Origin of the sequence: Streptomyces sp. KLMMK, from assembly GCF_036961605.1 — a bacterium.
Taxonomy (GTDB): domain Bacteria; phylum Actinomycetota; class Actinomycetes; order Streptomycetales; family Streptomycetaceae; genus Streptomyces; species Streptomyces telluris.
On the sequence record NZ_JBAMDC010000001.1, the window covers coordinates 18,830 to 44,372 of the forward strand.

22 protein-coding genes are annotated in these 25,543 nt (G+C 70.9%); 10 read left to right on the forward strand and 12 right to left on the reverse strand.

Going from position 1 to position 25,543, the window contains the following annotated elements; genetic code table 11:
* Positions 1-17 precede the first annotated feature (17 nt).
* The gene (locus tag V7793_RS00105; RefSeq protein ID WP_335580752.1) at positions 18-998 is read left to right on the forward strand and encodes an ankyrin repeat domain-containing protein; all 981 of its coding nucleotides are present in this window, start codon (positions 18-20) and stop codon (positions 996-998) included.
* A gap of 219 nt (positions 999-1,217) precedes the next feature.
* Here the strand turns inward: V7793_RS00105 and V7793_RS00110 are convergent, their stop codons facing one another.
* A complete protein-coding gene (locus V7793_RS00110; RefSeq protein ID WP_335580753.1) occupies positions 1,218-1,913 on the reverse strand; it encodes an NAD(P)-dependent oxidoreductase in 696 nt (231 codons plus the stop codon).
* 62 nt (positions 1,914-1,975) lie between these two features.
* Between V7793_RS00110 and V7793_RS00115 the strand changes: the two genes are divergently transcribed.
* A complete protein-coding gene (locus V7793_RS00115) occupies positions 1,976-2,344 on the forward strand; it encodes a winged helix-turn-helix transcriptional regulator (RefSeq protein ID WP_335580754.1) in 369 nt (122 codons plus the stop codon).
* Between the two features lie 80 nt (positions 2,345-2,424).
* Here the strand turns inward: V7793_RS00115 and V7793_RS00120 are convergent, their stop codons facing one another.
* Positions 2,425-3,585, reverse strand: coding sequence for an FAD-dependent oxidoreductase (locus V7793_RS00120; RefSeq protein ID WP_335580755.1), 1,161 nt, complete (start codon positions 3,583-3,585; stop codon positions 2,425-2,427).
* A gap of 262 nt (positions 3,586-3,847) precedes the next feature.
* Here V7793_RS00120 and V7793_RS00125 point away from each other — a divergent pair, with 262 nt between their 5' ends.
* The gene (locus V7793_RS00125; protein ID WP_335580756.1) at positions 3,848-4,423 is read left to right on the forward strand and encodes a hypothetical protein; all 576 of its coding nucleotides are present in this window, start codon (positions 3,848-3,850) and stop codon (positions 4,421-4,423) included.
* A gap of 180 nt (positions 4,424-4,603) precedes the next feature.
* Here V7793_RS00125 and V7793_RS00130 read toward each other — a convergent pair whose 3' ends face one another.
* The 3 genes from V7793_RS00130 to V7793_RS00140 form a co-directional block, all read right to left on the reverse strand.
* The gene (locus V7793_RS00130; RefSeq protein WP_058043768.1) at positions 4,604-5,188 is read right to left on the reverse strand and encodes a TerD family protein; all 585 of its coding nucleotides are present in this window, start codon (positions 5,186-5,188) and stop codon (positions 4,604-4,606) included.
* Positions 5,189-5,447: 259 nt separating this feature from the next.
* A complete protein-coding gene (locus tag V7793_RS00135) occupies positions 5,448-5,879 on the reverse strand; it encodes a GNAT family N-acetyltransferase (protein WP_335580757.1) in 432 nt (143 codons plus the stop codon).
* Between the two features lie 122 nt (positions 5,880-6,001).
* The gene (locus V7793_RS00140) at positions 6,002-6,430 is read right to left on the reverse strand and encodes a hypothetical protein (RefSeq protein ID WP_335580758.1); all 429 of its coding nucleotides are present in this window, start codon (positions 6,428-6,430) and stop codon (positions 6,002-6,004) included.
* Between the two features lie 376 nt (positions 6,431-6,806).
* Between V7793_RS00140 and V7793_RS00145 the strand changes: the two genes are divergently transcribed.
* Positions 6,807-9,410 carry an AfsR/SARP family transcriptional regulator gene (locus V7793_RS00145; RefSeq protein WP_335580759.1) on the forward strand — a complete coding sequence of 868 codons (2,604 nt, stop codon included), beginning with the start codon at positions 6,807-6,809 and terminating at the stop codon, positions 9,408-9,410.
* Positions 9,411-9,598: 188 nt separating this feature from the next.
* Positions 9,599-10,885: a serine hydrolase domain-containing protein gene (locus V7793_RS00150; RefSeq protein ID WP_335580760.1), complete on the forward strand. Its 1,287-nt coding sequence runs from the start codon at positions 9,599-9,601 to the stop codon at positions 10,883-10,885.
* A gap of 181 nt (positions 10,886-11,066) precedes the next feature.
* Here the strand turns inward: V7793_RS00150 and V7793_RS00155 are convergent, their stop codons facing one another.
* The 3 genes from V7793_RS00155 to V7793_RS00165 all read right to left on the reverse strand — a co-directional run bounded on the left by V7793_RS00155 (position 11,067) and on the right by V7793_RS00165 (position 14,037).
* The gene (locus V7793_RS00155) at positions 11,067-12,068 is read right to left on the reverse strand and encodes a type III polyketide synthase (protein ID WP_335580761.1); all 1,002 of its coding nucleotides are present in this window, start codon (positions 12,066-12,068) and stop codon (positions 11,067-11,069) included.
* A gap of 267 nt (positions 12,069-12,335) precedes the next feature.
* Complete coding sequence (locus V7793_RS00160; RefSeq protein ID WP_335580762.1) at positions 12,336-13,052, reverse strand: transglycosylase SLT domain-containing protein; 717 nt, start codon at positions 13,050-13,052, stop codon at positions 12,336-12,338.
* A gap of 334 nt (positions 13,053-13,386) precedes the next feature.
* Complete coding sequence (locus V7793_RS00165) at positions 13,387-14,037, reverse strand: PAS domain-containing protein (RefSeq protein WP_335580763.1); 651 nt, start codon at positions 14,035-14,037, stop codon at positions 13,387-13,389.
* 290 nt (positions 14,038-14,327) lie between these two features.
* Between V7793_RS00165 and V7793_RS00170 the strand changes: the two genes are divergently transcribed.
* Positions 14,328-17,615 carry a cytochrome P450 gene (locus tag V7793_RS00170; protein ID WP_335580764.1) on the forward strand — a complete coding sequence of 1,096 codons (3,288 nt, stop codon included), beginning with the start codon at positions 14,328-14,330 and terminating at the stop codon, positions 17,613-17,615.
* Positions 17,616-17,745: 130 nt separating this feature from the next.
* Here V7793_RS00170 and V7793_RS00175 read toward each other — a convergent pair whose 3' ends face one another.
* Entirely contained in the window at positions 17,746-18,237 is a 492-nt protein-coding gene (locus V7793_RS00175) for a PepSY domain-containing protein (RefSeq protein WP_335580765.1), read from the reverse strand.
* A 495-nt stretch (positions 18,238-18,732) separates the two neighbouring features.
* Between V7793_RS00175 and V7793_RS00180 the strand changes: the two genes are divergently transcribed.
* A complete protein-coding gene (locus V7793_RS00180; RefSeq protein ID WP_079110373.1) occupies positions 18,733-18,906 on the forward strand; it encodes a CsbD family protein in 174 nt (57 codons plus the stop codon).
* Between the two features lie 103 nt (positions 18,907-19,009).
* Here the strand turns inward: V7793_RS00180 and V7793_RS00185 are convergent, their stop codons facing one another.
* Positions 19,010-19,312, reverse strand: coding sequence for a YkvA family protein (locus V7793_RS00185; RefSeq protein WP_335580766.1), 303 nt, complete (start codon positions 19,310-19,312; stop codon positions 19,010-19,012).
* A 226-nt stretch (positions 19,313-19,538) separates the two neighbouring features.
* Positions 19,539-20,597, reverse strand: a complete 1,059-nt coding sequence (locus tag V7793_RS00190) for an MBL fold metallo-hydrolase (RefSeq protein WP_335580767.1) — start codon at positions 20,595-20,597, stop codon at positions 19,539-19,541.
* 492 nt (positions 20,598-21,089) lie between these two features.
* Between V7793_RS00190 and V7793_RS00195 the strand changes: the two genes are divergently transcribed.
* From V7793_RS00195 to V7793_RS00205, 3 genes are all read left to right on the forward strand, one after another.
* On the forward strand, positions 21,090-22,640 hold the full coding sequence (locus tag V7793_RS00195; RefSeq protein WP_335580768.1) for an alpha/beta fold hydrolase: 1,551 nt from the start codon (positions 21,090-21,092) through the stop codon (positions 22,638-22,640).
* A gap of 12 nt (positions 22,641-22,652) precedes the next feature.
* Positions 22,653-24,266: an alpha/beta fold hydrolase gene (locus V7793_RS00200; protein ID WP_443057814.1), complete on the forward strand. Its 1,614-nt coding sequence runs from the start codon at positions 22,653-22,655 to the stop codon at positions 24,264-24,266.
* A 100-nt stretch (positions 24,267-24,366) separates the two neighbouring features.
* Positions 24,367-24,852, forward strand: a complete 486-nt coding sequence (locus tag V7793_RS00205) for a DUF5709 domain-containing protein (protein ID WP_335580769.1) — start codon at positions 24,367-24,369, stop codon at positions 24,850-24,852.
* 121 nt (positions 24,853-24,973) lie between these two features.
* Here the strand turns inward: V7793_RS00205 and V7793_RS00210 are convergent, their stop codons facing one another.
* Complete coding sequence (locus V7793_RS00210) at positions 24,974-25,408, reverse strand: hypothetical protein (protein WP_335580770.1); 435 nt, start codon at positions 25,406-25,408, stop codon at positions 24,974-24,976.
* Between the last annotated feature and the right edge of the window lie 135 nt (positions 25,409-25,543).

The following is a 25,543-nucleotide window of genomic DNA, read 5'->3' on the forward strand; positions in this document are numbered from 1 at the left end:
CATGGGAGGGGAACACCATGGCAGCTCAGGTGCACGATGGGGAAACCGCGGGGCAGGGTCAGGACCGGCGGCACGAGGAGAGCTGCCCGTGCCGGGACGAGGACAAGGACAAGGACAAGGACAAGGAAGCTGTCGCCGGTAGCAGGATCCGGCCCGCGATGACGACGTCCGGCACACCGCCGCTCGACGACGCAGCGATGCCCGTGTTCCTGATCGAGGAGTACGAATCAGAGGACGACTTGCCGCCCCTGTGGGAGGTCCTCATGGATGATCAGCCGGAGTTCGTGGAAGAGCTCGTAGCTGCGGGTGAGGACCCTTGGGAGCCCGTACTCGGGGGCTGGTCGCCGGGACGGCTCAGCCTGGCCGGCCCCACGCCCGGCCTGTTCGTGGCGCCCGAGGGCGAGCCTGGGCTGAGCCCCGCTGAACGCGCGCTCGTGCTCGAGGCCGAGCAGCTCCGCGCCGCCCTGGCAGACTGCCGCCACCCCATCGGCCTGGGCCTGGCCTGTGTGGCCGGCATCGACGTCCAAGAAGCCGTACGCCGCCTGAACGCCACTCCCCTGCAGGGCAGCAGACTGCACGCGCTGCAAGAGAACCATCTGGCTGGCTGCACCCTCGATCGCGACATGCGGATCGTCGGCGTCACCACCGTACCCGGCGGCTGCCTCATCACCCAGCCCTGGGGCTTCACGCCGGACACCCCCGAACTGCAGAAACGGCTATCCGCCGGCACGGCCTTCTACGGCCTGTACGCCAACGCCAAGAACGGCAACCAGGGCAGCATCGTCCGCGACGGCGTCGTCGAAGGAGGGGACCTCCACCCAGGCGGCGGTCCGAACCCCTACGACACCCTCACATCCGAAGAAGTCCTGCTCGCCTACCTCTACCGCGGCCACCCCGTCGCCCACGCCTGTGCATGGGTGGGGCTGCGCCCCACCGACGCACGCGCCTTCACCGGACAGCCGGACGTCTGGGTGGAATTGCCGGGGCGCAGCTACTGAAGGGCACGCGCGCCCCTCCGGCCGGCCACAGCCTTCCGATCGCCCGGCCGATTGCGCAGGCCCCCAGCAGGAGCACGGCGAACAGTGCAAAGCAGTACCCAGACAGGGTGCCCAGGCGGAGCTGGGCGTGAAGAAGCGCAAAACGGGGTGGCACGAGGCCCGCGGCGGGTGGTAGGCGGGGCCTGGAGCCGGCGGGGTGCCGGTGAGCCAGGGCCTCGCTCACGCCGTCGGCCCCACCGTCTTCGCGAGGGCAAGCCCGCGGGCGGCCGCGGCCGCCGTTACTGCCAGCTGCACGCGGCTGTGGCGCGGCGTCTCGATCTCGTCCAGCACGGCGATCGCGAGATCTGCGTGCGAGATCCGGCCCGGACCGTCCAGTACCGTTCCGACCGCCGTCCGGTAGCTGCCGGTGGATTCGGCGTCCGCGTTCAGGTCCAGCGGGGGCACGACCATCAGCCAGTCCAGATCCGGGCCGGCCGTGGAGAGAAGTTCGTATTCCGCCACATGTCCCTGTGCAAAGGCCCGCCATGCCTCGGGGAAATCCGGCCCGTCCATGACCCGTACGCCCGGGGCCGTCTCCAGTGTGGTTGCGATGCCCATGGTCAGGAGCCTCCGTACCCCTGCCTCCGCCAATCCCGCGATCAGTGCGCTCGCCGCCGCGGTGAAGTACTCCTCCGAACCGATGTCGAGGCGCACCGATGCGTTGAGCGCCGCGCCATGGCCTGCGGCGAGGGCCGCCACCGACCGCGGATCGGTCACGTCTCCCTGTACGACGGCGACGCGGTCGCCTCTCAGGTCCTGATACTTCGCGGGGTCACGGACCACCGCTGTCACCCGGTGACCGCGGGCCACCGACTCCGCCACGGCCGCCCGGCCGACCCGTCCGCCTGCTCCGAAAATGATGATGTCGTTGCTCATGACGGTGACCGTAGGACGGGGGTGCCTGGTTACTGCAAAGGTACTGGGCTAGCGTCGGGCCTGTGAGCACGCCATTGAACGCAGAGATGTTCGACGACCCCGATTGCTCGGACCGGGCGCAGCCGTTCCGTGTCGGCGACAAGTGGACCGGGGTGGTGTTGCGCTGTCTGGAGGGTGGCCCGCGCCGGTTCTCCGAGCTGCGTGTCCCGCTGCACTGGATCACCCCCAAGGTGCTCACCGAGACCCTCCGCTCGATGGAACGCAACGGCTTCCTGACCCGGACCGTCCACGACGAGAACCCGCCGCGCGTGGAGTACGAACTGACCGCGCTCGGCCGCTCGCTGCTGGGGCCGCTGGATGCCGCATGCGACTGGGCCCGCATGCACCTGCCTGAGATCGTCGAGGCCAGAACCGCATACGGGACGGGTTGAGGGCGGGCAGCCGCCACCGGCGTTCTCTTCCGGGGGGGGCGAGGAACCGGCGGACCGGGCCATGCTCTTGCGCTTGGCGGTCAGGAAGACTGGACCTCGTCGAAGAGGGCGAGGGCTTCGGAGGGGTCCGGGCTCACGAGGCGTTCCAGACCGGCCGTCGTGATGTTCGCCCACCTGCCGGCCCGTGCCCACATCTGTTCCTCGAAGGCGCGGACGGCCTCGTCCAGGTCTCCGGGGCCGGGGGCTGCGGCGATGGATTCGGCGAGTTCGGCGCCTTCCAGCATCGCAAGGTTCGCGCCCACCCCCAAGGGGGGCATCAGGTGCGCGGCGTCGCCCAGCAGCGTCACCCCGGAGACGTGGGCCCAGGTGTGGGACACGGGAAGGGCGTAGAGGGGGCGGTGGACGAAAGCTGTGCCGCGGCGGAGGAGGTCGAGGACGGGAGCGGCCCAGCCGTCGAACAGAGCCAGCAGGCTTGCTCGCACGGCCTCGGCGTCGGCCAGGTCCAGGCCCGCGCGCCGGTCCGGGTTCGTGTACCGGTCCGGGTTCGTGTGCCAGTCGAGCGGCACGCGGAACTGGGCGTATATCTTGACGTGGCCGCCGCTGTTGCGCTGGGCGACGAGCGCGCGGTTCACGCCGTACGCAGCCACGGAACCGTCGCCGACCAGCCGGGCGAGGTCGGGGTGGCGGGTGTCGACGTCGTCCAGGGAGGTCTCGACCATGGTGACGCCGGTGTACTGCGGCGTCGCGGACGAGACCGCCGGGCGGACCCGGGACCAGGCGCCGTCCGCGCCGATCACGAGGTCGAACGTCTCCTGCCGCCCGTCCGCGAAATGGACCAGCACGCCATCCCGGCTCTCCGGCACCACCTCCGTCACGGCCCGCCCCCACTGGACGTCCAGAGGCCCGAGCAACAGGTCACGGAGCTGCCCGCGGTCGATCTCGGGATTGGCTTGGTCACCCGGACGAGGTTGCCAATCGCGGAGGACGGTCCCGTCCGTGTCCAGGATGCGCATGGCCTGCCCCTCGGGACGGGACAGCTCCTGGAACTCCGCCATCACCCCCGCCTTCTCCAGCGCCAGCTGGCCCAGCCCCTCGTGCAGGTCCAGCGTGCCGCCCGCGGGTCGGGCGTCGCGGGCGGGATCGCGTTCGAGGACGGTGACGGGGTGACCATGACGGTGGAGGACGCGGGCGAAGGCAAGGCCGGCGGGGCCACTGCCTATGACGGCGATACGAGGTCTCATGTCGATACAACGTACGGCCCCTCACCAAGCCGGTCCCGCCCTGTCACCGAACTGAAACGACGGCATCCGTACCGCTGAGATGTGCGACCGGTGTCGTCGCGAAGGAGGAACGCTGTTCCACCGTGCGGCGGAGGGGAAGCCGTCCAAGAGATGACGCGCTTGAGGTGCGGGAGGCGGCAGCCTGGAGGTGAGCGGTCGGGAGGACCCGCCGGACGCGGGGCCGCACGGACCCGGCCGCTCCCCTTACCCACCAGGAGGACCAATGCCCCGGATACGCCGCCGTTCCCTCGCCACCGTTGCCGTCCCCCTGGGCGTGTGCGCTGCCGTCGTGGCCGGCGTCGCGACGACCAGCGGGACGGCCGCAGCGCAAACCAAGGACGAGCCCTCCGTCGTCGGCTCCGCCAAGCTGCAGCGGAAGCCCGGTGACGACGTTCACTTCGCCATCGACGCGCACGGGTTCGCGGACAAGGCCCGGGGCACCTTCGACGTCAGCCACCGGTTCGGCAAGGAATTCGACGTGCGGTTCAAGGGGCGCATCGATTGCCTGCTCACGGGCGGACCGGTCGCCGTGGCGACAGGGATCGTCACCGACGCCCAGGTCAAGGTCGCGCCGGGCATACCGATGCCCTCTGCTGCCGAGTTGAAGGGCAAGCGATTCGGCTTCACCGTCCTCGACGGCGGCAAGGGCGGGAAGAAGGACCGGCTCGGCTACAGCTGGGCCATGGACGGCCTCCCGGTCAACAGCGTCGGCAAGTGCGTGAGCAGCGCACCCTTCGAAACCCTGGAAAAGGGCGACTTCACCGCCCAGCACTGGATGCCGCCCCGCACCGGCGCATAGGACACCCCATGAGGGCAGGGTGCCGCACGGGGGTCGGCACCTACCCGCCCCGGTCACCTGAGGAAAGCCCGCTGGGCGGCGGCGCCGAGGGGCGCCGGCAGTGCCGGGAGCGCGGGCACGCGTCATGAGCTGCGGCCCGGACGCCCGGCAGGCCCCCGGGCCGCGCGCAGCCTGCCCGTGTTACTTGCTGATGGCGAAGCGCATCAGGGCGTGCTCGTCGCCCTGCTTGATCTTCCCCGTCACGTTGATCACCTCAAGCTTCCAGCTGCCGCCGGCACGCACCGCCTTGGCCACGGCGCAGCCGTTGTCGCTGCTGAGCAGGCTCGGCCAGATGTCGGCGACCTGCTGGGAGCTGCCGCCGCTCGCGTCGTACACCTTGAAGCTGATGTTGCGCGCCTTCTGGAAGGAACTGCCCTTCTTGTACGCGGCGGCGACGAAAACGATCGACGTGATGTTCTCCGGGACGCGGGCGAACTCGACCGTCACCGTCTCGTCGTCCCCGTCACCGCGCCCGGTCTGGTTGTCGCCGCTGTGCACCACGGAGCCGTTGCCCATCGGATCGAGGGAGTCCAGGCCCGCGAGGCGCACCGGGTCCGCACCCTGCATCGCGATGGCTATCAGGTCGAGGTCGGTGCCGGTCTTGCGGCGGAGCACGCCCATCACGCCGCCGCTGCTTCCGCCGGTGGGGTCCCAGGACACCCCGATGGACAGGTGCGTCACTCCGTCCAGGTCCGCCGGGCCGTCTTCCTTCTTGAGCGTAATCATGCGTGGAACATCCTCTTGGTGTACGACACTGCAACACCAAGAGTGTGCCTGGCGCCTCCGACGCCCCTCACACCCGGTCCGCTAAAGTCCCTTTCATCCCATATTGCTTTACGTGGAGCGGCCGACGGCCGCCCTCGCAGCCGAGCCTGACGGCCCTGCGTGCCGCCTGACCGGACAGCGCCCGCCACACACGCGTGCCCCGGACGCTCACGTCCTCGGTCGTTTGCTGCCGGGGCACCGGTCCGGTCCTGTGCTTCCGTCAGTCCAGCGGCTTCATGAAGTGGAAGGCGGCGATGGCCATCCGCTCCCGCAGGTAGAAGCGGTGGGCGTCGGTGCGGTGCGTGGCCGAGTCCAGCACGAAGTGGTGGCAACCGGCTTCGCGAGCGCGCTCCTGCAGGTGGGCGAGGAGCTCGCGGCCGACGCCGGTCGAACGTTCGGTGGCGGCGGTCACCAGGTCGTCGACATACAGCGAGCGCAGCGTGCTCGTATTGACCACGGTGCGCCAGCCGGCCGCGCCGACGCACCTGCCCTCGTCGGTGTACGCGGCCGAGAAGCGCAGGCCCTGGCCGTACCCCTCCCCGTACACCTCCCGGAAGGTCTCCTCAGTGAGGTGTGGACGCAGTTCCTGGAGGACGGGGAGCAGATCGGATATGAGTCGCGGGTCGCCCGGCTCCAGCTCGATGATCTTCATACGGGGCACTTTAAGCCAGCGTCGGCCGGAGAGGGGTGTGACGTTCACACCAGGTTCTGCGGCACGCAGGGCAGGGCGGGCCGTGCGGCGTCGGCCGCACGGCGCCTGCGTCACGCGGGCGGTCAGCTCTGCCAGTTGGTCCAGCTGCCGCTGTTCAGGCGGTGGCGGTACCAGCGGTTGCCGTCCTCACCGACGGCCGAGATGGTCGGAGTCCAGGTGTTGTTCCCCTCGACACGGACAGCGCTGCGGAGCTTGCCGCCGAAGGAGGTCCACTCGCTCCAGCTGCCGCCCGCGTACTGCCAGCGGGTCCAGACCGCGAAGTCGGTGCCAATGATGAACACCTGCCGGTTGCCCGCCGGGTAGGTCAGCCAGGCCTCGCCGTACTCACAAATGTAGTCACCGCCGAGGCCCGACACGTGGCAGTAGCTCGCCGCTGCCTTGGGCGCCGCGGCATGCGCGGGGGTGGCCGACGCAACGCCGCTGAAAGTGGCACCGGCCAGGACGAGGGTCGTGGCCGCGAGGGCCGATCTACGGAGGAGCGGGACGGTCATGGAGAGACTCCTGATTCCGACTCGATGTCAGGGCGAGCATCGGCTGGCCATTGGCCTGCTGCTTCGCCCGTCCTGTGAAGTGGGGGACGGACGCTGCCGCGCACACCGCTTGGCACGGAAGAGACTCGCAGCGACCGCAAACGGAGCCCTAACGGACGGCTAACGGTGCTCCGGCGACCGGGGGCCGGCCGGTCGTCCGAGCAATCGGTTACGGAGGAAGGCGATACGGAGACAGTACGGTCCGAGGCCCGGCGACGTCGCAGGTGAGCCAGGGGCCGAATGGCCGGGTAATGCGGCCGTCACCGTCGAGCGGCTGACCGAGGCGTTGTGGAACGACGATCCGCCCCGCCACTCCCGTACGGTGCTACAGGGCCACGTGTCCCGGCTGCGAGCGCTGCTTGCCGATCACGGGGCACCGGACCACGGTGTCGAACTCGTCACGCAGGGGCAGGCGTACGCGCTGCGGCTCCCCGAGACGCTGGTGGACGCGCACCGTTTCGAGGAGTTGCTCCGGCTCTCCCGCGAACAGTGCGAACCGGCCGCGGCCGTGTCCGTGCTCCGTGAGGCGCTCGCACTGTGGGAGGGGCCCGCGCTCACCGGGACCGTACGCAGTCCGCTGCTGGAAGCGGCCGCGCACACGCTGGACGAGCTGCGCCTGACCGCCGTGGAGGAACTGGCCGCCGCCCACGGACGCCTCGGTGAGCACGGAACGGCGGCGGCCGTCCTGCGTGCCGAAGCCGTCACGAATCCGCTGAGGGAGCCGCTGATAGCGGCACTGATACTGGCTCTGGGCAAGGCGGGCCTGCAGTCGGACGCACTGGGGTGGTTCCACCGCACCCGGCAGCTGCTCGCCGATCAGCTCGGCGTCGACCCCGGAGCGGTACTCGCCGATGCGTACGCCACTGTCCTGAGGTCCGGCGCTCGCCGGCCCGCACCGGCCCCGGTGGCCGCCGGCCCGGTGCCGGCACCGGCACCGGCACCGGCACCGGTCACACCTGCCAGGCCCAAGGGGCCGGAGCAAGGAATCGCGCCCTCCACGCAGCCCCACCCCGCCGCTCCACACCTCACCATCCCTCAGACCGCCATCCCTCACCCCGGCGCAGTCGAGCCGCAGCTCCTGCCCCGCAGACCCCGGGGCTTTACAGGACGCGACAACGAGCTGAAGTCCCTCGACACGGCCGTGCACGGCACCCCCGATGCCCTAGTCGTGATCACGGGCAGCGCCGGAGTGGGGAAGACGGCCCTCGCCGTGCACTGGGCGCACCTGCAGCCCACCGACTTCCCCGACTGCCGGCTGTTCGCCGACCTCCACGGATACAGCCCCACGCCGGCCCCCGACACCACCGCCGTACTCCGGGAGTTCCTGCTCGCCCTCGGTGTCCGAACCGATCGGATGCCGGGGTCGCCCGAGGCACTGGGCGCCTGCTACCGCGAGCTGACCTCCGGGCGCAGACTGCTGATCGTGCTGGACAACGCCCGCGACTCCCAGCAGGTCCGCCCCCTGCTGCCGGGCGGAGAGAGCTGTGTCACCCTCGTCACCAGCCGCGACCGGCTCGGCGGTCTTGTGGCCTCGGACGCCGCTCGTCCCGTGGCGATCGGCCAACTCCCCGCCGCGCAGTCCACCGCGCTGCTCGCCGCCGTCCTGGGCCCGGACCCGGTCGCGGCCGAGCCGGAGGCGGCCGTGCGGCTCGCCGACCTGTGCGACGGTCTGCCCCTGGCCCTGCGCGTCGCGGCCGCCCGTCTCGCCACCCGCCCCCACCACGGCCTGGCCGCCTTCGCCGACGAACTCGCCGACGAGCAGAACAGGCTGGACCTGCTGAACGCCGGGGACACCGGCGTCGCCGCCGCCCTGGGACTGAGTGTGCAGCACCTGCCCGAAGCAGCCCGGCAGATGTTCCACGGCCTGGCGCCGCACACCGGAGCCACCCTCGACATCTGCACGGCCGCCGCGCTGGCCGGCTGCCTGCCCAGCCAGGCGGCCGACGCCCTGGACCAGCTGGCCGCCGCCCAACTGGTCGTCGAGGTGAGCCCGCGCTCCTACGTGCTGCACGACCTGGTGCGGCTCTACGCCCGCAGCCTGTCCCCGGGGTACGACCCCGAGGCGCTGCTGCGGCTGCTCGACCACTGGCTGCACACGCTCCACGCGGCGTGCGCCGCCGCAGAACCCGGCAACGAACCGTGCTGCGCCCTGCCCACCGGAGCCCGGCGACCGGTCGCGATCCGTACGTTCGCCGACCGCGGGAATGCACTCGCCTGGTACTCCGCCGAACGGGAGACGATGCGCGGCGCCGTCGAGGCCGCCGTCTCGGCGGGGATGCACGACCGCGCCTGGTGCCTGGTCCTCCTGCAGTGGCCCCTGATCCTGTGGCAGGTCCGCGACGGCTGGATACCGCTGCTCGAACAGGGTCTGGCCTCCGCCGAACTCGACGACGACCCCGGCGCCCAGTCGCGGACCCGGGCACTGCTGGGCTGGGTGCTGGCCGAAGAGAACAGACCCGAAGAAGCCCTCGTACAGCTGGAGCGCGCCCCCGAACTCGCCTCTCGCGCCGGAGACACGGCCGGAGAGGCGATCGCCCGGATCAACCTCGCCGTCGCACTCATGCGCCACGGCGACCGGGAACGCCCCCGGGGCCTTCTCGTCCAGGCCCTCACCCTGGCCGAACAGGCCAGCCGCACCGACACGGCCGCCCTCGCCCATCAGCACCTCACGCAGCACCTCCTCGCCGTCGGCATCCCCGACGCGGCCGTCGACCACGCAGCCCGGGGCCTGGCCCTCGCCGCACCACCTCTCGCGGCCCCCCGGCGCGTGCTGCTGCGCACGCTGTACGGCGAGGCCCTTGCGGCGACGGGCCGTACCCGCGAGGCCGAACGCCAGCTCGGCGATGCCCTTCACGAGGCGCAGGCCCACGCGTACGAGGAGGGCGAAGCCGCGGCGCGCGCCGCGCTGGCAGCGCTGACGGAGCGCTGGAGGGCAGGGTGAGCAGGTGCACACCGAGCGCCCGTTCGCATGCGGAGACGGAGAGGCGCCTCCGGGACGGTCACGCGTCGCGGTCACGCGTCGCAGCCATACATCGCAGCCATACATCGCGGCCATACGTCGCGGTGCGAGACCATACGAGCGGGCCTAGGCTGACCAAGGACTTGTCCTCGTCCGCCAGGAGGCCTGACATGAGGTGCCTGCACACGCGGTGGCGCAGAACGTGCGCGGGTCTGACCGCCGCCGGGGTGCTGGCGGTACTCGGCCTGCCGGTGACCGCGCCGGACGCGATCGCCGCCGATTCCTCCTTCCCGCCCGTCTCCGCCGCCGCCTCCGCGTCCCTCACTTCCCTCGCTTCCCCATCGGACACCCCCACCCGGTTCCCGAAGCTCGGCCCCGCTGTCGCCGCACGTCTGGACACGGCGATCCGGCAGGTGATGCGCGAGACCTCCGTGCCCGGGGTCATCGTGGGCCTTTCTGCCCCCGGCAAAGGGAATTACGTACGGGCCTTCGGCGTCGCCGACAAGGCGGACAGAACCCCTATGAGCCCCGGTCTGCACATGCGGATCGGCAGCGAGACCAAGACCTTCACCGTGACCGCCCTGCTCGAACTCGTCGACGACGGCAAGGTGAGGCTGGACGACCCGATCGGCCGGTACATCAAGGGTGTTCCCAATGGCCACCGCATCACCTTGCGCGACCTCGCCGACATGCGCAGCGGCCTGTTCAACTACTCGGAGGACGCAGGCTTCTTCAAGGCCCTCACCTCCGACCCGTACCGGCCCTTCTCTCCTCAGGAGTTGCTCGGCTACTCCTTCAAGCATCCGGTGCGATTCCAGCCCGGTGAGAAGTTCGAGTACTCCAACACCAATCTGATCCTGCTGGGTCTCGTCGTGGAGAAGGCCGACGGCCGTCCGCTCGGCAAATTCATCCATGAGAGGGTCCTGAAGCCCGCGGGCCTGCGCCACACCCTGTTCCCGAAGGGCGCCGAGTTCCCCAGGCCCCACGCCCACGGATACACCGACCAGACGGCCTCGGGCGCGGTCGAGGACGCCACGGACTGGAATCCGTCCTGGGGCTGGGCCGCCGGAGCGATGAGCTCCAACCTGCGGGACCTCCGGACCTGGGCGCGTGTCGTCGCAACCGGCTCCCTGCTGCGTCCCAAGACGCAGGCAGAGCGCCTGAAGACCCTTCCGACACCCATTTCCGGCGTCGGGTACGGCCTGGGAATCTTCAATGTCCAGGGCTGGATCGGTCACAACGGCTCGCTTCCCGGATACGAGTCGCTGACGATCTACCTGCCCGAGGAGCGGGCGACGCTGGTCGTCCTCCTCAACACGGACATCCTGCACGGCGGGACGGAGCCCAGCACCCTCTTCGGCCAGGCGATCACCAAGATCGTCACCCCGGGGCATGTGTTCAACCTGCCCGTCCCCCAGGGAGTACGGCCGGCGTCCGGCGGCAGCTCCTCCGGCTGATCGATCGGCCCCGGCATCAGGTGACTGGCGGGGGGCCGGACGGCCCGGCCTCCGGTGGCGAACGCGTCCGCACCGGAAGCCGGGCCGAGGCCGCGGCCGGAGCCGGGATACGGGGGTACGGGGGTACGGGGATACGGGGATCGTGGCCGCATCCCGGAACACTGCCGGCCGTCCGAAACTCCTAGAACGCGACCCAGGTGGCGGTGACGGCCACTGTGGTGACCCCGGGGCCGAAGGCGATGACCAGCCCCGCTCCCCCGTCGCGCGGTGGGGCGTCGAAGGTCTGCTCCAGGACGTCGAAGACGACGGCGCTCGCGGTGTTGCCGCGCAGGGCCAAGGAGTTCTCGCTGAGCTTGAACATGGCCGGCGGTATGCCCAGCCCCTTGCTGACCTCGTACATGATGCGCGGCCCGCCCGTGTGGCTGATGAGGAAGTCCGGCTGCGGCGCGAGCACGGGCGTCTCCTCCTCGAGCCAGCGCCTGAGTCCCGGCATCGCGTCCGCGACCACGCGGGATATCCGGGGGTTGGTGTCGAAGTGGAAGCCGAGCTCGTCGACGTCGTAGGAGATGTGCCCGAGGGTGTCCGGTGCGAGGTCCTCGTACGCGGCGTCGAGGCGCAGACCGGGCCGGTCGTCCCGGACGACGCAGGCGGCGGCCGCGTCGCCGAAAAGCGCGGTCGAGACGAACGAGGCGATCCTGTCGTCGCCGGGCTGGTACGACAGTGAGCACAGTTCGACCGCGACGATCAGGGTGACGGCCCCGGGGCGGACGGCGGACAGCTCGCGGGCGCGTGCCAGCGCGTAGGCGCCGCCGGCGCAGCCCACCTGGCCGAATGACAGCCTGCGCACGTCCCTGCGCAGGCCCAGGCGGCCCCCGATGTGCGCGTCGAGCCCCGGCAGCAGGTACCCGGTGCACGAGACCAGCACCAGGTGGTCCACCTCCTGCACGGTGGTGTCGGCGGCCGCCAGAGCGCCCTCCGCGGCGCGTGCCCCTAAAGCGGTACCGGCTTCGGCGTAGCGGCGCATGCGCTCGCCGAAGGTCCGGAACCGCGTGACCTCCGCGAAGGGGTCGACGAGCGATCTGGTGCCCACCGAGGTGTTGCGCATCAAGCGCAGGGCCGTGCCGATCCTCGGATGGCTTGCGTGCAGCTCCCCCATGTGGGAGACGGCTTCGTCGAGGGTCACGGTGTGATCAGGCAGGCAGAGCACGGGACGGCATGCTGTGGACACGGCGCTCCTTGAGGAAAGCATGACAGAACGGCGAGATGATCTTTAGACATCTCCGTGGCTCGTGTCGAGGCCCGAAGCGCTCGAACCCGGGCCTCGGTGCCGAGGCCCGGGGCGCCGCCCGCCGACGGTGGGACAGAGCGGCGAAGGGCGGTGGCACCCCGGTGCGGGGTGCCACCGCCCTTCGCGGTGTCAACGGTGCCGACTGCGACGGTCGTCAGCCGATCAGTAGGCGGAGTTGACGTTGTCCATCGAGCCGTACTTGTCAGCGGCGTAGTTGCAGGCAGCGGTGATGTTGGCGACCGGGTCGTAGATGTCCCAGGACGTGCCCTCGACGTGATACGCCTTGAACGTCGGGTCGATCATCTGCAGCAGACCCTTCGACGGAACACCGTTCACCGCGTTGATGTCCCAGTCGTTGATCGCACGCGGGTTACCGGTCGACTCACGCAGCACATTCCGCTTGATGCCGTCATACGAAGCCGGAATACCCTTCGCCCGCAGAATCTCCAGGGACTCATTGATCCAGCCCTCAAGATTGTCGGCGTACGCCTTCTTCGCCGGAGCAGCCGGGGCAGCAGGCTTCGCCGGGGCAGCGGGCTTGGCGGCAATCGCCTTGCGCTCAGTGGAACGGTTGGCAGCCTGCTCGGCAGCACGCTCCTCGGCGACCTTCACCTTCGCAGCAGCGTCCGCGCCGGCCTTGGCAGCAGCCTTGGCAGCAGCGTCGGCCTGCTTCTCCAGCTCACCCTGCTGCGTCTCACCGAAAGCCTCAGCACTCCACGCCACCGGCTTCACCACAGCAGCAGCCGGAGCGGCATCAGCGGCGAAAGCATGCGGCGCGACAGCCACCGCAACGACAGCAGCACCGGTCGCGGCAATACCGGCGACGGAGAACTTGTGAACCTTCGGCAGACGGGCATAAGCGGAGACGGTGGAGCGCATAACTGAGCTGAACCTTCCAATCGCGGATGTCGCCCGGCCCTGAAGCGGCGCAGAAATCAAGCGCCGTTTCTCGGTCGACGGCGCCCAGCGACCCCGTAATTGTTAGCGGCGGCGAAAACGCCTGACAAGGACTGTGACCTACTACGCTCCTTCATTGCCGGCGCGCGATTATCCGCTCTGTCCCCGTATTCATTCGCGGCTGTTCACTACCGGGATTCGTAAGTGATCCGGGCCTCATGGGCGGCCTCACACGCGCAGCCCCGGAATGTCACCCACCGCAAGCATGCGGATACGCATATGAGGTGCCGGCCGGTTTCGCGGGCCAAGGTGCCGTTCAGTCCGCCGCGGGCGGCCAGGCGGCCGGAGAGAGCAGGCCGAGCACATAGGCGCGGGCCACCAGAGCGGTGCGGTTCGAGGCGTCCAGGCGGCGGCACAGACGGGCGAGGTGGTAATTGACTCCGTCGCCGCTGAGCCCGACGGTGCGGGCGACCACGGCCGTGGTGCGGCCCTCGGCGACCAGGGCGAGGATGCGGGACTCCAGTGCGGTGAGCGCGACCGGGCCGGCGGCGTCTTCCCGGCCGTCCGCGGCGGGGCGCGGCTCGTCCGCACGGAGGATGGCCAGCAGGGGCGGGGGCTCGCCCGCCGGGTCGCTCACGGGCTCGACGGTCAGCTCCCCCTCGTAGGACGATCCGGCGGCGGTCCAGCGGACGCGGAAGGGGTAGCGCGAGCGCCGTCCCCCGCGCATGGCGCTGTCGAACTTGCTCAGCCTGCGGGGGTCGGCGGGGGTGAACAGGTCGAGCAGGTGACGGCCCGCCAGGCGGCCCGGGGTGAGGTTCCACAGTGCCGCCAGCGCCGGGTTCGCACCGGTGATCACGCCTTCGGCGGTGCTGACCGCCGTCGGGACCGGCGTGCGGTCGAGCAGGTTGAGGAAACGGGTGCGCCACACCGCCGGGTCCGACTCCGGGTCGTACACGGTCACGGTCACGCGCTCCTCTGCTGTCGGTTCCCTGCCCGTCCGGCCTCCGCCTTGTCCGGCCTCCGGACCCCGAACCACGGACCACAAACCACAAACCACGGACCACGGACCACGGACCACGAGCAGGCGTGCCGAGTAGCACAGTCGTGCCACAGCGCGCACGCCGCGGCACGACCAAGACGCTACAAGAAATCGTAGTTCCGGCGACCGGCAGGCCCGCGCGCGGCGGAATCGTGGACGCACCGGTCGGGACCATCGCCCACCGGAGGCCGGACTATCGCCGCCAGAGGAGAGAGCCCATGGAGCCCCTGCGTGACCTGCCCGTCGTCGACGTGTCGGATACGGGTCTGACCGACAGGCCCGTCCAACAAGCCATGGCCTTCGCCCGTGAGTTCGGGCCCGCCTTCCGGCGCCGTTTCCACAGCCGCGAGACGGTGCTGATCTCCTCGTACGAACTCGTGGACGAGCTCTCGGACGAGACGCGGTTCGCCAAGGTGATCGGCCCCGCGCTGGAGAACGTCCGCGAGGTCGCCGCCGACGGCCTGTTCACCGCTTACAACGACGAGCCCAACTGGGCCAAGGCCCACGACATCCTGCTGCCCGCCTTCGCCATGGGCTCGATGCGCACCTACCACCCGGTCATGCTGAAGGTGGCGCGGCGGATGATCACCGCCTGGGACGCGCACCTCGCCCGGAACGCACCTGTGGACGTGTCGGCGGACATGACCCGGATGACGCTCGACACCATCGGCCTCGCGGGCTTCGGCTACGACTTCCAGTCCTTCGCCCGCGCCGAGCCCCACCCCTTCGTCCAGGCGCTCGTACGGGCACTGAGCCACAGCCAGGCCGCTCTGGGGAGGACTCCGGGCCAGGACACCACGGAGGAGGACCGGGCCTTCCGTGCGGACACCGCCTATCTCGCACAGGTCGTCGACGAAGTGATAGCCGAACGGCGGACCGCCGGGGAGGCCGGCGGCGCCGACGACCTGCTGGGGCTGATGCTGAACTCACGTCACCCCGGCGACGGCGAACCCCTCGACGAGGCCAACGTCCGCAACCAGGTCATCACCTTCCTGATCGCGGGCCACGAGACCACGTCGGGCACCCTCTCGTTCGCCCTCTACCACTTGATGAAGAACCCGGTCGCCCTGCGTCTGGCGCAGGCCGAGGTCGACGCCCTGTGGGGCGACGACGCGGATCCGCAGCCCGCGTTCGAGGACATCGGCCGGCTGCGCTACGTACGGCAGGTCCTCAGCGAGACCCTGCGGCTGTGGCCGACCGCCGCGGCCTTCGAGCGCGCGCCCGTGGCCGACACCGTCATCGGCGGCAGGTACCCGGTCCCGGCCGGCCGGCGGCTGACCGTGCTCACCCCGATGCTGCACCGCGATCCGGTGTGGGGCGACAACGTCGAGGAGTTCGACCCGGACCGCTTCGCGCCCGCCGCCGAGGCCGCCCGCCCCGCGAACGCGTTCAAGCCCTTCGGCACCGGCGAGCGTGCCTGCATCGGGCGGCAGTTCGCCATGCACGAGGCCACCATGCTGCTGGCCCTGCTCGTCCACCGCTACCGCTTCCTCGACCACGCCGGCTACACCCTCGACGTCAAGGAGACCCTCACCCTCAAGCCCGACGGCTTCACCCTGGCCCTGGCGCACCGCACCGCCGAAGACCGGGACCGGGTCCGCGACGCCCTCGGCGGGCTCGCAGGCGGCGCCGCGCGCACGGACCGGGCCGAGGAGCGGCCGGATGACGGCGCCCTGCCCGCCAGGGCCGCGGCGGGCACCGCGCTGACCGTCGCGTACGGCTCCAACTTCGGCACCTGCCGCGAGTTCGCCGAAGACCTCGCCGGCACATTCGGCGACCTCGGCTTCGCGGCCGAGGCCGTACCCCTCGACAAGATCGCGGGGGCCCTGCCCGCAGGCACCCCCCTCGTCATCGTGGCCGCCTCCTACAACGGGCAGCCGACCGACGACGCCAGAGCCTTCACCTCCTGGCTGGCCCGCGCGGAACCCGGAGCCGCGCAGGCCGTGCCCTACGCCGTTCTGGGCGTCGGCGACCGCAACTGGGCCGCCACCTACCAGCACGTGCCCACCGCCATCGACGACCGTCTGGCCGGACTGGGCGCGACCAGGCTCCTGGAGCGGCACGCAGCCGACGCCTCGGGCGACCTCGCCGGATCGTTCGCGCGTTTCACCGCCGCCTTGCGCCGCGCCCTGCTCACGGCGTACGGAGACCCGGAAGCCGTCGCAGGACCCGGGGATTCCCACGAGGACCCGCCCGGGCACACCTACGACGTCACCGAGATCACCGGCGATCCCCTCGACGCGCTTGCCTCCCGCCACGGCCTGGTCCCGATGACCGTGACCGCGACGGGGGACCTCGCCGACCTGGCCCATCCCCTCGGTCGCTCCAAGAAATTCGTGCGCCTCGCCCTGCCCCAGGGTGTCGCCTACCGCACCGCCGACCACCTGGCCGTCATGCCCGAAAACGACCCTGCCCTGGTCGAACGCGCCATCGCCGCTCTCGGCCTCGCCTCCGACGCGGTGCTCGGCATCCGCGCCCGGCGCACCGGCCGTTCCGGCAGCGCAGGCTCCGGCCGTTCCAGTCGCTCCGGCCTGCACCTGGACCGCCCGGTCACCGTCCGCGAGCTGCTCACCCACCACGTGGAACTGCAGCACCCGCTCACCACCGAGCAGGTCGCCCGCCTCGCCGACCTCAACCCCTGCCCGCCCGAGCAGGCAGCCCTGCGGCAGCTGGCCACCGCCCCCGAGCAGCCGTCAGCCCCCAGAGGCCCCCGAGACCCCCGAGACCCCCGAGTCCTCCGCTACCGGCTGATCGACCTCGCCGAGCAATACCCGGCGCTGCGCGGCCGCATGAGCTGGCCACTGCTCCTCGACCTGCTGCCTCCGATGCGCACCCGCCACTACTCCGTCTCCTCCTCCCCCGCCACCGGCGCGGGTCACGCGGACCTGATGGTCTCGCAGCTCCGCGCCCCCGCACGCTCCGGCAGCGGCGTCTTCGAAGGCACCGGCTCGTCATACCTGCACCGGGTGCGGAGCGGCGACACGGTGTACGCACGCGTCCAGCCGTGCCGGGACGCCTTCCGCATCCGCCACGACGCGCAGACCCCCGTCATCATGGTCGCCGCCGGTACGGGCCTGGCCCCCTTCCGCGGTGCCATCGCCGACCGCCTGGCACTGGCCCGCCAGGGCACGCCGCTCGCCCCCGCCCTGTGCTACTTCGGCTGCGACCACCCGGACGTGGACTACCTCCACCGCGCCGAACTGGAGGCCGCCGAAGAGGCCGGGGCGGTCTCCATGCACCCCGTCTTCTCCAAGGCGCCCGAGGAGGGACGGCGGTTCGTCCAGCACCGGATCGCAGCGGAGAGTGCGGAGGTGTGGCGGCTGCTGCAGGCCGGCGCGGCGGTGTACGTATGCGGCGACGGCAGCCGGATGGCCCCCGGCGTGCGGGACGCCTTCCAGCAGCTCCACGTACGGCACACGGGCGGCGATGCCGCTGCTGCACAGGAGTGGTGGCGTACCGCGGTCGCCGAGGGCCGCTACGTCGAGGACGTCTACGCGAGCAGCTGAGGGGCCGGTGGGCCGACGGCACGGCTTGCCGGAGCGGGCGGGCCTTGCCGCCGACCGACTGTGCAGCGGTCCGGTCCCCGGCAATCGGTCACCGGTTGCCGGTGACCGGTGACCGGTTGCCGGTACGGGCTCAGTCGCGGTCGACGTGTTCGCGCTTGACGCTGCCGTCGGCCGCGTCCACGTCGTACGTCGTCTTGTTCCAGTCATTCATCGTCACGACGTCCACCGACCACACCAGGGTTCCGTCGTCCATGTCGTCCAGGCCGAGGGACGTGATCGTGCCCTTCGTCCGGCCCAGCGCGGTCGAGGCGGCGTCCTGCCAGGAGACCTTGGCCTTGCCCAGCCGGTCGGCCGTCTCCCGCCTGTCCCCGGCATCCTGGTCCGCCTCCGGGCTGGACGAGGTCACCTCACCCGAGACCGCGTCGACGACGACGTCGCTCTCCGTACCGTCGGCGGCGGCGACCTTCACGTGCCATTCGGGGGCGCCCGCGGCCGAGCGTTTGAGGTCGCTGTCCACCAGCTTGCTGCCGGGCACCTTGCCGGTCGCCGACCTGGCCGCCTGGTCGTACCCGACCTTCGCCGCGGGTACGAGCGCCTTGCGCTCGGCCTGGTCGTCCGTCATCCCCGCGGTACCACCCGGGGAAGGCGAAGTCGGCGGGGAGGGGGAGGCCGTCGGCGAAGACGGAGGCGCCGCCGACACGGTGGTCGCCGCACCGTCGCCCCCTCCCCCACCACCGTCGTCACCACACGCACTCACCATCGCCGCCGTGACCGCCACCGCACACACCACGCGCACCGTCCGACCGCGGCGAAGCGCCTGCGTTCCGTTCCTTTTCTTCATGACCGCACCTCATGCCCGTAAAATCCCCAGGCATACGCGCCGACGCCGGGATCACCCCTCCCGCCCGCGCCACTGACCCATCCGGAGCAGATCCCGAACCGGACGACGTTCTCCCTTGCGATCGTCGTCCGCCGCGCAATGACGCGGCGCCACATACCGACCGGCCGCAGACATTGCTCGATTCCCGGCGCCCTGATCCCCGAGAGCGCGTTTACCGGCGCCCGTACGAGGAAGGCGCGAGAGTGTCCGAATGCCGAGCACATCTTGGAGGCATCGATGAGTGCCGAGAAGAAGGCGAAGCACGCAGCCGAGAAGATCAAGGGCAAGGCCGAGGAGACCGCCGGCTCCGCCACAGGCAACGACGCCAAGCGGGCCCGGGGCAAGGCGGAGCAGGCCAAGGCGGACGCGAAGCTGGCTGGTGAGCACGCGAGGAACGCTCTGCGGCACTGACCAGGGCGCAGGGCGGCAGTGCGGGGGTTCGTAAAGAGCCGAAAAGCCATCCTCCCCGAAGCGGCCCGGCTGCCGCCCTCCCTTCTCCTCCCCTCCCGCACGCTCACGGCGGCGGCACGGACCCCCTCGTGGAAATCGGACGTCGGGAGGTCTTGTGAAGCGAGCGCAGGGCCAGGAGCAGGACGCCGATGTCGTCCAGATAGACGGGGTCGGGGATGAGGTCGAGGGGAGAGATGAGATAGAGCAGGGCTCCCCAGAAGACCACCTTGCTGCCCTCGGGCACCCCGGCCTGCTGCAGCAGCCGGCGAGCCCGGAAGAGCCGGACCGCCAGGAACACGGCGGCCCCGGCCAGCGCCGCCAGCAAGAGGGCCGCCCCGCAGATCAGGACCCAGAATTCAAGACTCACACCCGACCGTGTACCCGGTCGTCGCCTTTCCGGCACCCGGGGTGCTTGACCTACCCTCCCGACGCCGTCGTCAGCGCCCGGCCCCGGCCCCGGCCCCGGTGGCCCGGAGAGGTGGTGCGACACGCGGCTCGGGCACCCGCGCCACCGAGCCCCTCACCGTCCTGGAACTCAACGCGGCGAAGGCACGGTCCTCGGCGCACCGCCCTGACTGCCGCCGGCACCGGAGTCAGCCCCCGGGGGGAGCCGGCGCAGGGTTTTGGAGCACGGGCCGGGACCAAGGCGCATCGACGCCCTCGGCTCCCGGCCGTAGCCCGAGCTCGCGAAGCTGGTTGACCGCCATCATGGCGGTGAACATCGCGTTCGGGTTCGCTCCGCCGACCCCCAGTTCAGCGGCCGTCTCCCCATAGCGGGTGGTGAACACGTTCGGCCGAACCTGCCCGCTCTCCCTGGTCAGCCCGAGTGCCGCCTCCTGCAGGGCGACGGCATGATCCAGCAGCCCGTCCAGGTAGGGCACCACCTCAGCGCCATCGCGCACGGCGAAGGTGTGCCCGTCGGTGAGGAGCGCGGCTTCTCCCTCCTCGAAGAGGAGAGCGACGGCGCCGAGCACGGTCTGGATCTTGAGTTGGTCGGCGTCGGCCATCGCGCCGCAGGGGCCGTTGCCCTCGTCGGAGAGGTGAAGGACGCCGCAGTCACTCAAGTGCACGACCACATGCCCGGCGCAGTGGCCCTGGCTGCGCAGCACGCGGACCGCGCCGTCGGCGAAGGTCCAGCCGGTGAATCGCAGCGAGCCGATCCGGATCCGTTCCAGCGGCCGTTCCTCGTAGGTCCGGGTCGTGGCGCCGAAGGGCCGCATCGGCCGGAAGAGCGACACCAATTCGCCGGCCAGGGCGGGCGGCGCGGGCAGCGGCGCCAACCCGGTGATGCGCTCGAAGGACCGCACCCAGTACGCCACCGGGTCCCGCATCTGGTCGAGGTCAAGGGCGGGGACGTAGTGCTCGACCGGCACACCGAGTTCGTCGGCCAGGTCGTTGTTGCCGACGTGGTCAAGGTGGCCGTGCGTGGTCAGCACCAGGGCCCGGGACCAGGGCCCGACCCGCTCGGCGGCCTCCCGCAATGCCGCGCGGAAGGCCGCCGTGACGCCGGTGTCGACAAGCACCAGGGTGTCGCGTACCCGGTGTACGAGGGCGTTGGCGACGTCCGGCCGACCGTGCTCGACATCCAGCCCCTGCCCGAGGACCAGCACGGTTCTGTCATCGATCTCGATCAGGTCACCGAGCGCGGTCACGGATCCTCCCGCGGTCTCGTCCAGGCAGGCTCGCGGTTCGCCGCGGAACCATCGGAAGCAGGCGCTGAGCCTGAAGCGCCCGATGAAGTAGATGGACCCGGTGAAGTAGATGGATGACGGTGGATGCGACGAACCGGACCGTCCCCGGCGTGCGTTGCCGCCCATCTCGAAGATGTCGACCACGAGTCGCCTGCCGACGAGCGTACGCCGCGCCGGGCGCGGTGTCGCCGAGGAAGCCTCCGACCGGGACGGCCGCGCCCTCGCTTGAGCTTGGGATCCATCCGGTCGGGCTCGGGATCCGGCCGGTCGGGCCTGGGATCCAGCCGGTTGGTCTCGGGATCCACCCGGTCGGGCCGGGGATCCAGCGGCGTCGGCTGTCCGTATGCGCCCGTTCAGCCTGCCCGGTATCGTCCATAACGCCATGATCCACCCAAACCGCTGCGGCGTTGTCCGGCTGGACAGCCGTGGACGTCGGCAGAGGAACGGGATCGCATGCCCAAGCACGGCATCAACGTGGTGGCTGCCACGGCCGCCCTGGCTTTGGCAACGTTCGGCTCTATACCGAGCGGTGCCGCGTCAGCTCACGGCCACACCTCCGGGCCCGGTGGCCCGACCGCCCCGTCGCGGTTCGTGCCCGGTCCCTGCCCCAGGACACCCGAGCCGATCGCCGCACTGAGCACCGCACGGTGCGGTTTCCTGGAGGTCCCCGAGAACCGCGCCCGCCCCGGCAGCCGGACGATCCGGCTGGCCACGGCGGTCATTCCCGCCGCGTCGGCGAAGCCCGCCGAGGACCCGGTGGTGTTCATGGCGGGCGGCCCCGGCGGCGAGACGTTCGACGACCTTCCCTTCCTCATCGACTCCGGCCTGAACCGGGATCGCCCGCTGATCATCATGGCCCAGCGGGGAAATCTCTACGATCAGCCGAACCTCGCCTGCCCCGAGCTGGACCGGTTCTACGCGCGGTACGTGGGGCTCGGCTACGACTCGCCGCAGGCGAAACGGCTCCTGCTGGACTCGGTGAAGAAGTGCCGGAACCGCCTGGCAGCCGACGGAGTCGACCTGAGCGCCTACAACACCACGGAGAACGCCGCCGACTTCGCCGACCTGCGTACGGCGCTCGGCATCCCCCGGTGGAACGTCTACGGCTACTCCTACGGCAGCAACCTGGCCCTCACCTACTTGCGCAAGCACCCCCAGGGGATTCGCGCGGTGGCCATCGACTCGGTCACACCACCGCAGACGGTAACCCTGCCGTGGACCTGGAGCAGCGCCCGGGAGGGCATCGACAACCTCTTCAAGGCATGCGCGGCCGAGCCCCGCTGCAAGAGCCGCTATCCCGGCCTCCGCCGGACCCTCACCCAGCAGGTGCGCAGGCTGGAAGCGCACCCGTTGACGCTGAACGCCCGGCCGCCACGCGGAGGAGACCCGGTGAAGGTCGTCCTCGACGGGGGCGCACTGCTGAATCTGCTGGTCGCCAACGCCGTCAAGCCGCCCGACATCCCCGCGGCGATCGAGGAGCTCGCCCACGGGCGTCCGGAGCGCTTCGCGCAGGCCCGCGCGGCCGACTCGGTCCAGGTCGTCGGCCAGACCGCCCACGGCCTGACGGAGTCGGTGGCGTGCAGCGAGTGGGTGCCGGGCTCTACGCCGTCCGACGTGCTGAAGGCGGGGCGCCGGGCCTTCCCCGGGTGGCCGGACACGGTCCTGGCCCAGGCACCGCAGCTTCCGTTCCAGCACCAGGTGTGCCGCATCTGGGACGTACCGGACCGCACTTCCGTCCAGCGGGTGGCCACCGTCAGCGCGGTGCCGACGCTCCTCATCTCCGGGACGTTCGATACGAAGACCGGGGCGAGCTGGGCGCGTGACACGGCCCGTACGCTGTCCCGCTCGACCTCCGTGCAGATCCCCGGGATCGGGCACTGGGTGGTCCCGCAGTCGCCCTGCGCGCAGCGGGTGCTGGCCTCGTTCCTCGCCCGTCCGACCGGGCCCGACACCGCTTGCGTGGCCGGTCTCGCCCCGAAACCTTTCACGATCATCCCAAAGTGACCGGGAGAGCAGATGAGAGTCAGCCGCATACCCCGCCGTCGCCGTACCACGCGCCGTCTCCACGCCGCGTCGGCCGCGGTGGCGACGACCGCCATGCTCGTCACCGGCCTGCTCGCGACACCGGCCGGCGCGGAACACGGCACCGGAACCGGCCCCTTCGCCGGAGCAGCGATCGGCACGGTCGCCCGGACGGTGGGCGATGCCCGCTTCGAGCCGGGCCCCTGCCCGCAGACGCCGGAGCCGGTCGACGCGCTCGATGCGGCTCGCTGCGGAACGCTCACCGTACCCGAGAACCGCGCCGAGCCCGGCGGCCGGCAGATCACCCTCGGTGTCGCGATCGTGCCGGCGGCGGCCGCCGCACCGAAACCCGACCCGATCGTGTGGCTCGCCGGCGGACCCGGCGACGACGCCGTCGGGGAGGCGAAGATGGCGATCGACGGTGGCCTGAACCGCGACCGGGACGTGATCTTCATGTCCCAGCGGGGCACCTACTCGGCCGATCCGGTGCTCACCTGCCGCAACATCGACGAGTTCAACGCACGCGCGGTCGGCCTCGTCTACGGCGCGCCGTCCACCGAGCGCCTGCACGTCAAGGCGACGCGCGCCTGCCGCGACCAGCTGGCGAGCCGCGGCGTCGACCTCAGCGCCTACAACGACACCGAGAGTGCCGCCGACTACGCGGACCTGCGCGTCGCGCTGGGCATCGACCAGTGGAACGTGTTCGGCATTTCCTACGGCACCCACCTGGCGCTCGTCTACATGCGCCGGCACCCCCAGGGAATCCGGTCGGTCGGCATCGACGGCATCCTGCCGCCGTCCAAGGCGGGGTCGGCACTGACATGGAGCAGCGCCCGGCAGGGCTTCGACGGCCTGTTCAGGGCCTGTGCGGAGGATCCCGCGTGCAACCGGCGCTATCCGAACCCGTCCGCCACCTTCGAGCGCCTCGTCCGTAAGCTCGAAGCCCACCCGGTCACCACCACCGTCACGGTCCCCGGCCATCCGAAGCCGGTGAAAGTCGTACTGGACGGCGGAGCCCTGGTGAACTGGATGACCTCCGCCACCCATGTGGCGGAAGGCGTACCCAGCTCCCTCGACGAGCTGGCCCACGGCAAACCGCAGCGGATCGCCGAGCAGTGGGCGGGCGGCAAGCTCAGCCCCCAGGCCTTCGGCAGGGTCGCCCACGGGCTCGCCTACGGCGTCTTCTGCAGTGAGTGGGTGCCGTACGAGAGCCGGGCCGAGGCGATCCGGGGCGGGCGGGACGCGTTCCCGTCGTTCCCCCGCTCAGTACTGGCCCAGGCTCCGCAGCTCACCTTCCTCCGTCCCGACTGCGCCGTCTGGAACGTCCCCGCGGCGCCGCCCTCGATCCGGGACGTCACGCGGAGCGACATCCCCACCCTCGCCCTGTCGGGCGGCTTCGACTCCCAGACCGGGGCGGACAACGGCCCGTACGTCGCCCGTACGCTGAGCCGCGCCACCGTCGTCACGGTGCCCTACGAGCCCCATGTCGTGTTCGCCACGTCACGGTGCGCCCAAGAGATCACCGGCTCCTTCTTCGACCATCCGACCGCCCCGGACACCGGATGCCTCGCCGGCCTCAAGCCGCCCCGGTTCGAGATCGGCCCGTGATCCGGCATTTGCCGCCCTCCGGAGAGCGCGAGGCAGCCGGACAGGGGAAAGTGGAAGTAGGCCATCGCCGCGGAACCGTGCGGGAGGAGGCTGGCTCACTATGTCCGATGACGTGATGGGTGACGAGGTCTACCAGCCTGCCCGGTCCGACCGCCGGGACAACCCTGGTGATCTGGACCTGGAGAACGCACTCGACGGCGACCTCTACGACCAGGTGCTCGACGAGGGCTACTCGCCCCCCGAGAAGCCCCTTGGCGTGGGGCACCACGGCACGACGGCGCGCGAGCAACGCGAGCGGGAAAGTCTCGACCAGAGGCTCGCCGAGGAGGTCCCCGACATCACGATGACGGGCGGGGACGACATCGGCGATCTGCCCGGTGGCGAGGGCGAGCCCATCGACGAGGAGGTCGGCGGCGAGCGCGCCGGGCGCCTCGCCGCCACCATCGACGCCATGCCCCCTCGGCGTAACGACGTCTACGCCCGGGACGTGGGAGTCGACGGCGGGGCGGCCTCCGCGGAGGAGGCGGCGATGCACATCGTGCCTGATGAGCCCGTGGTCGAGCTCGACGACGACCTCAAAACGTGACGACTGCTCACGCAGGGTGGCGAGGTCGGGATCTGTGCAACGCAGGCCGACGACGGCCGGCAAACACGGACGGCCGGCGGGGCAGCCGTTCGACGCCCCGCCGGAACTGCCATCGGGGCGCTCAGCCGGCCAGAGGCAGGACCGCTGCCATGGCGTCGCGCTCCTTGCGGCCGAGCAGCGGAAACGTGATCTTCAAGCCCTGGTCTTCGGCCGACGAGGACACGACAAAGGACGAGTTGAGCACACGCTCCTTGATCTCCGACCGGACGAGACCGGCACGCGGAATCGTCATCAGATGCTCCTCCGGGTGAGGGAATATCGGATCCGCCCGGAAGATGAAGATGCGCCGGTCCGTCATGGCCAGGTACATGGGGATCCGCGCCGGGATCACCGACATGGCGCCACCGCTCATGATCGCCGATGCTGCCGCGAAAGCCGCGGTCCGGCGCACGGAGACGGAACTCAGGTTCACGATGGTCGTCACCTCAACCTGCTCGCCGGGCTCCAGCATGGGATCGACGGCAGCCAGCAGCAGTCGGCGACGCTTTCTGTTCACGGGTGGCGCTCCTGAAGGGAAGGGTCGGGTAAGAGCCGGACGGCACAGGCCGCCCGGCACGCAGTAAGCAGTCCGCCCCCCTCAGACGCCGCCGCAAGATTTCGGCGCCTGAAAACACGCATGCGGCCGGTCTTC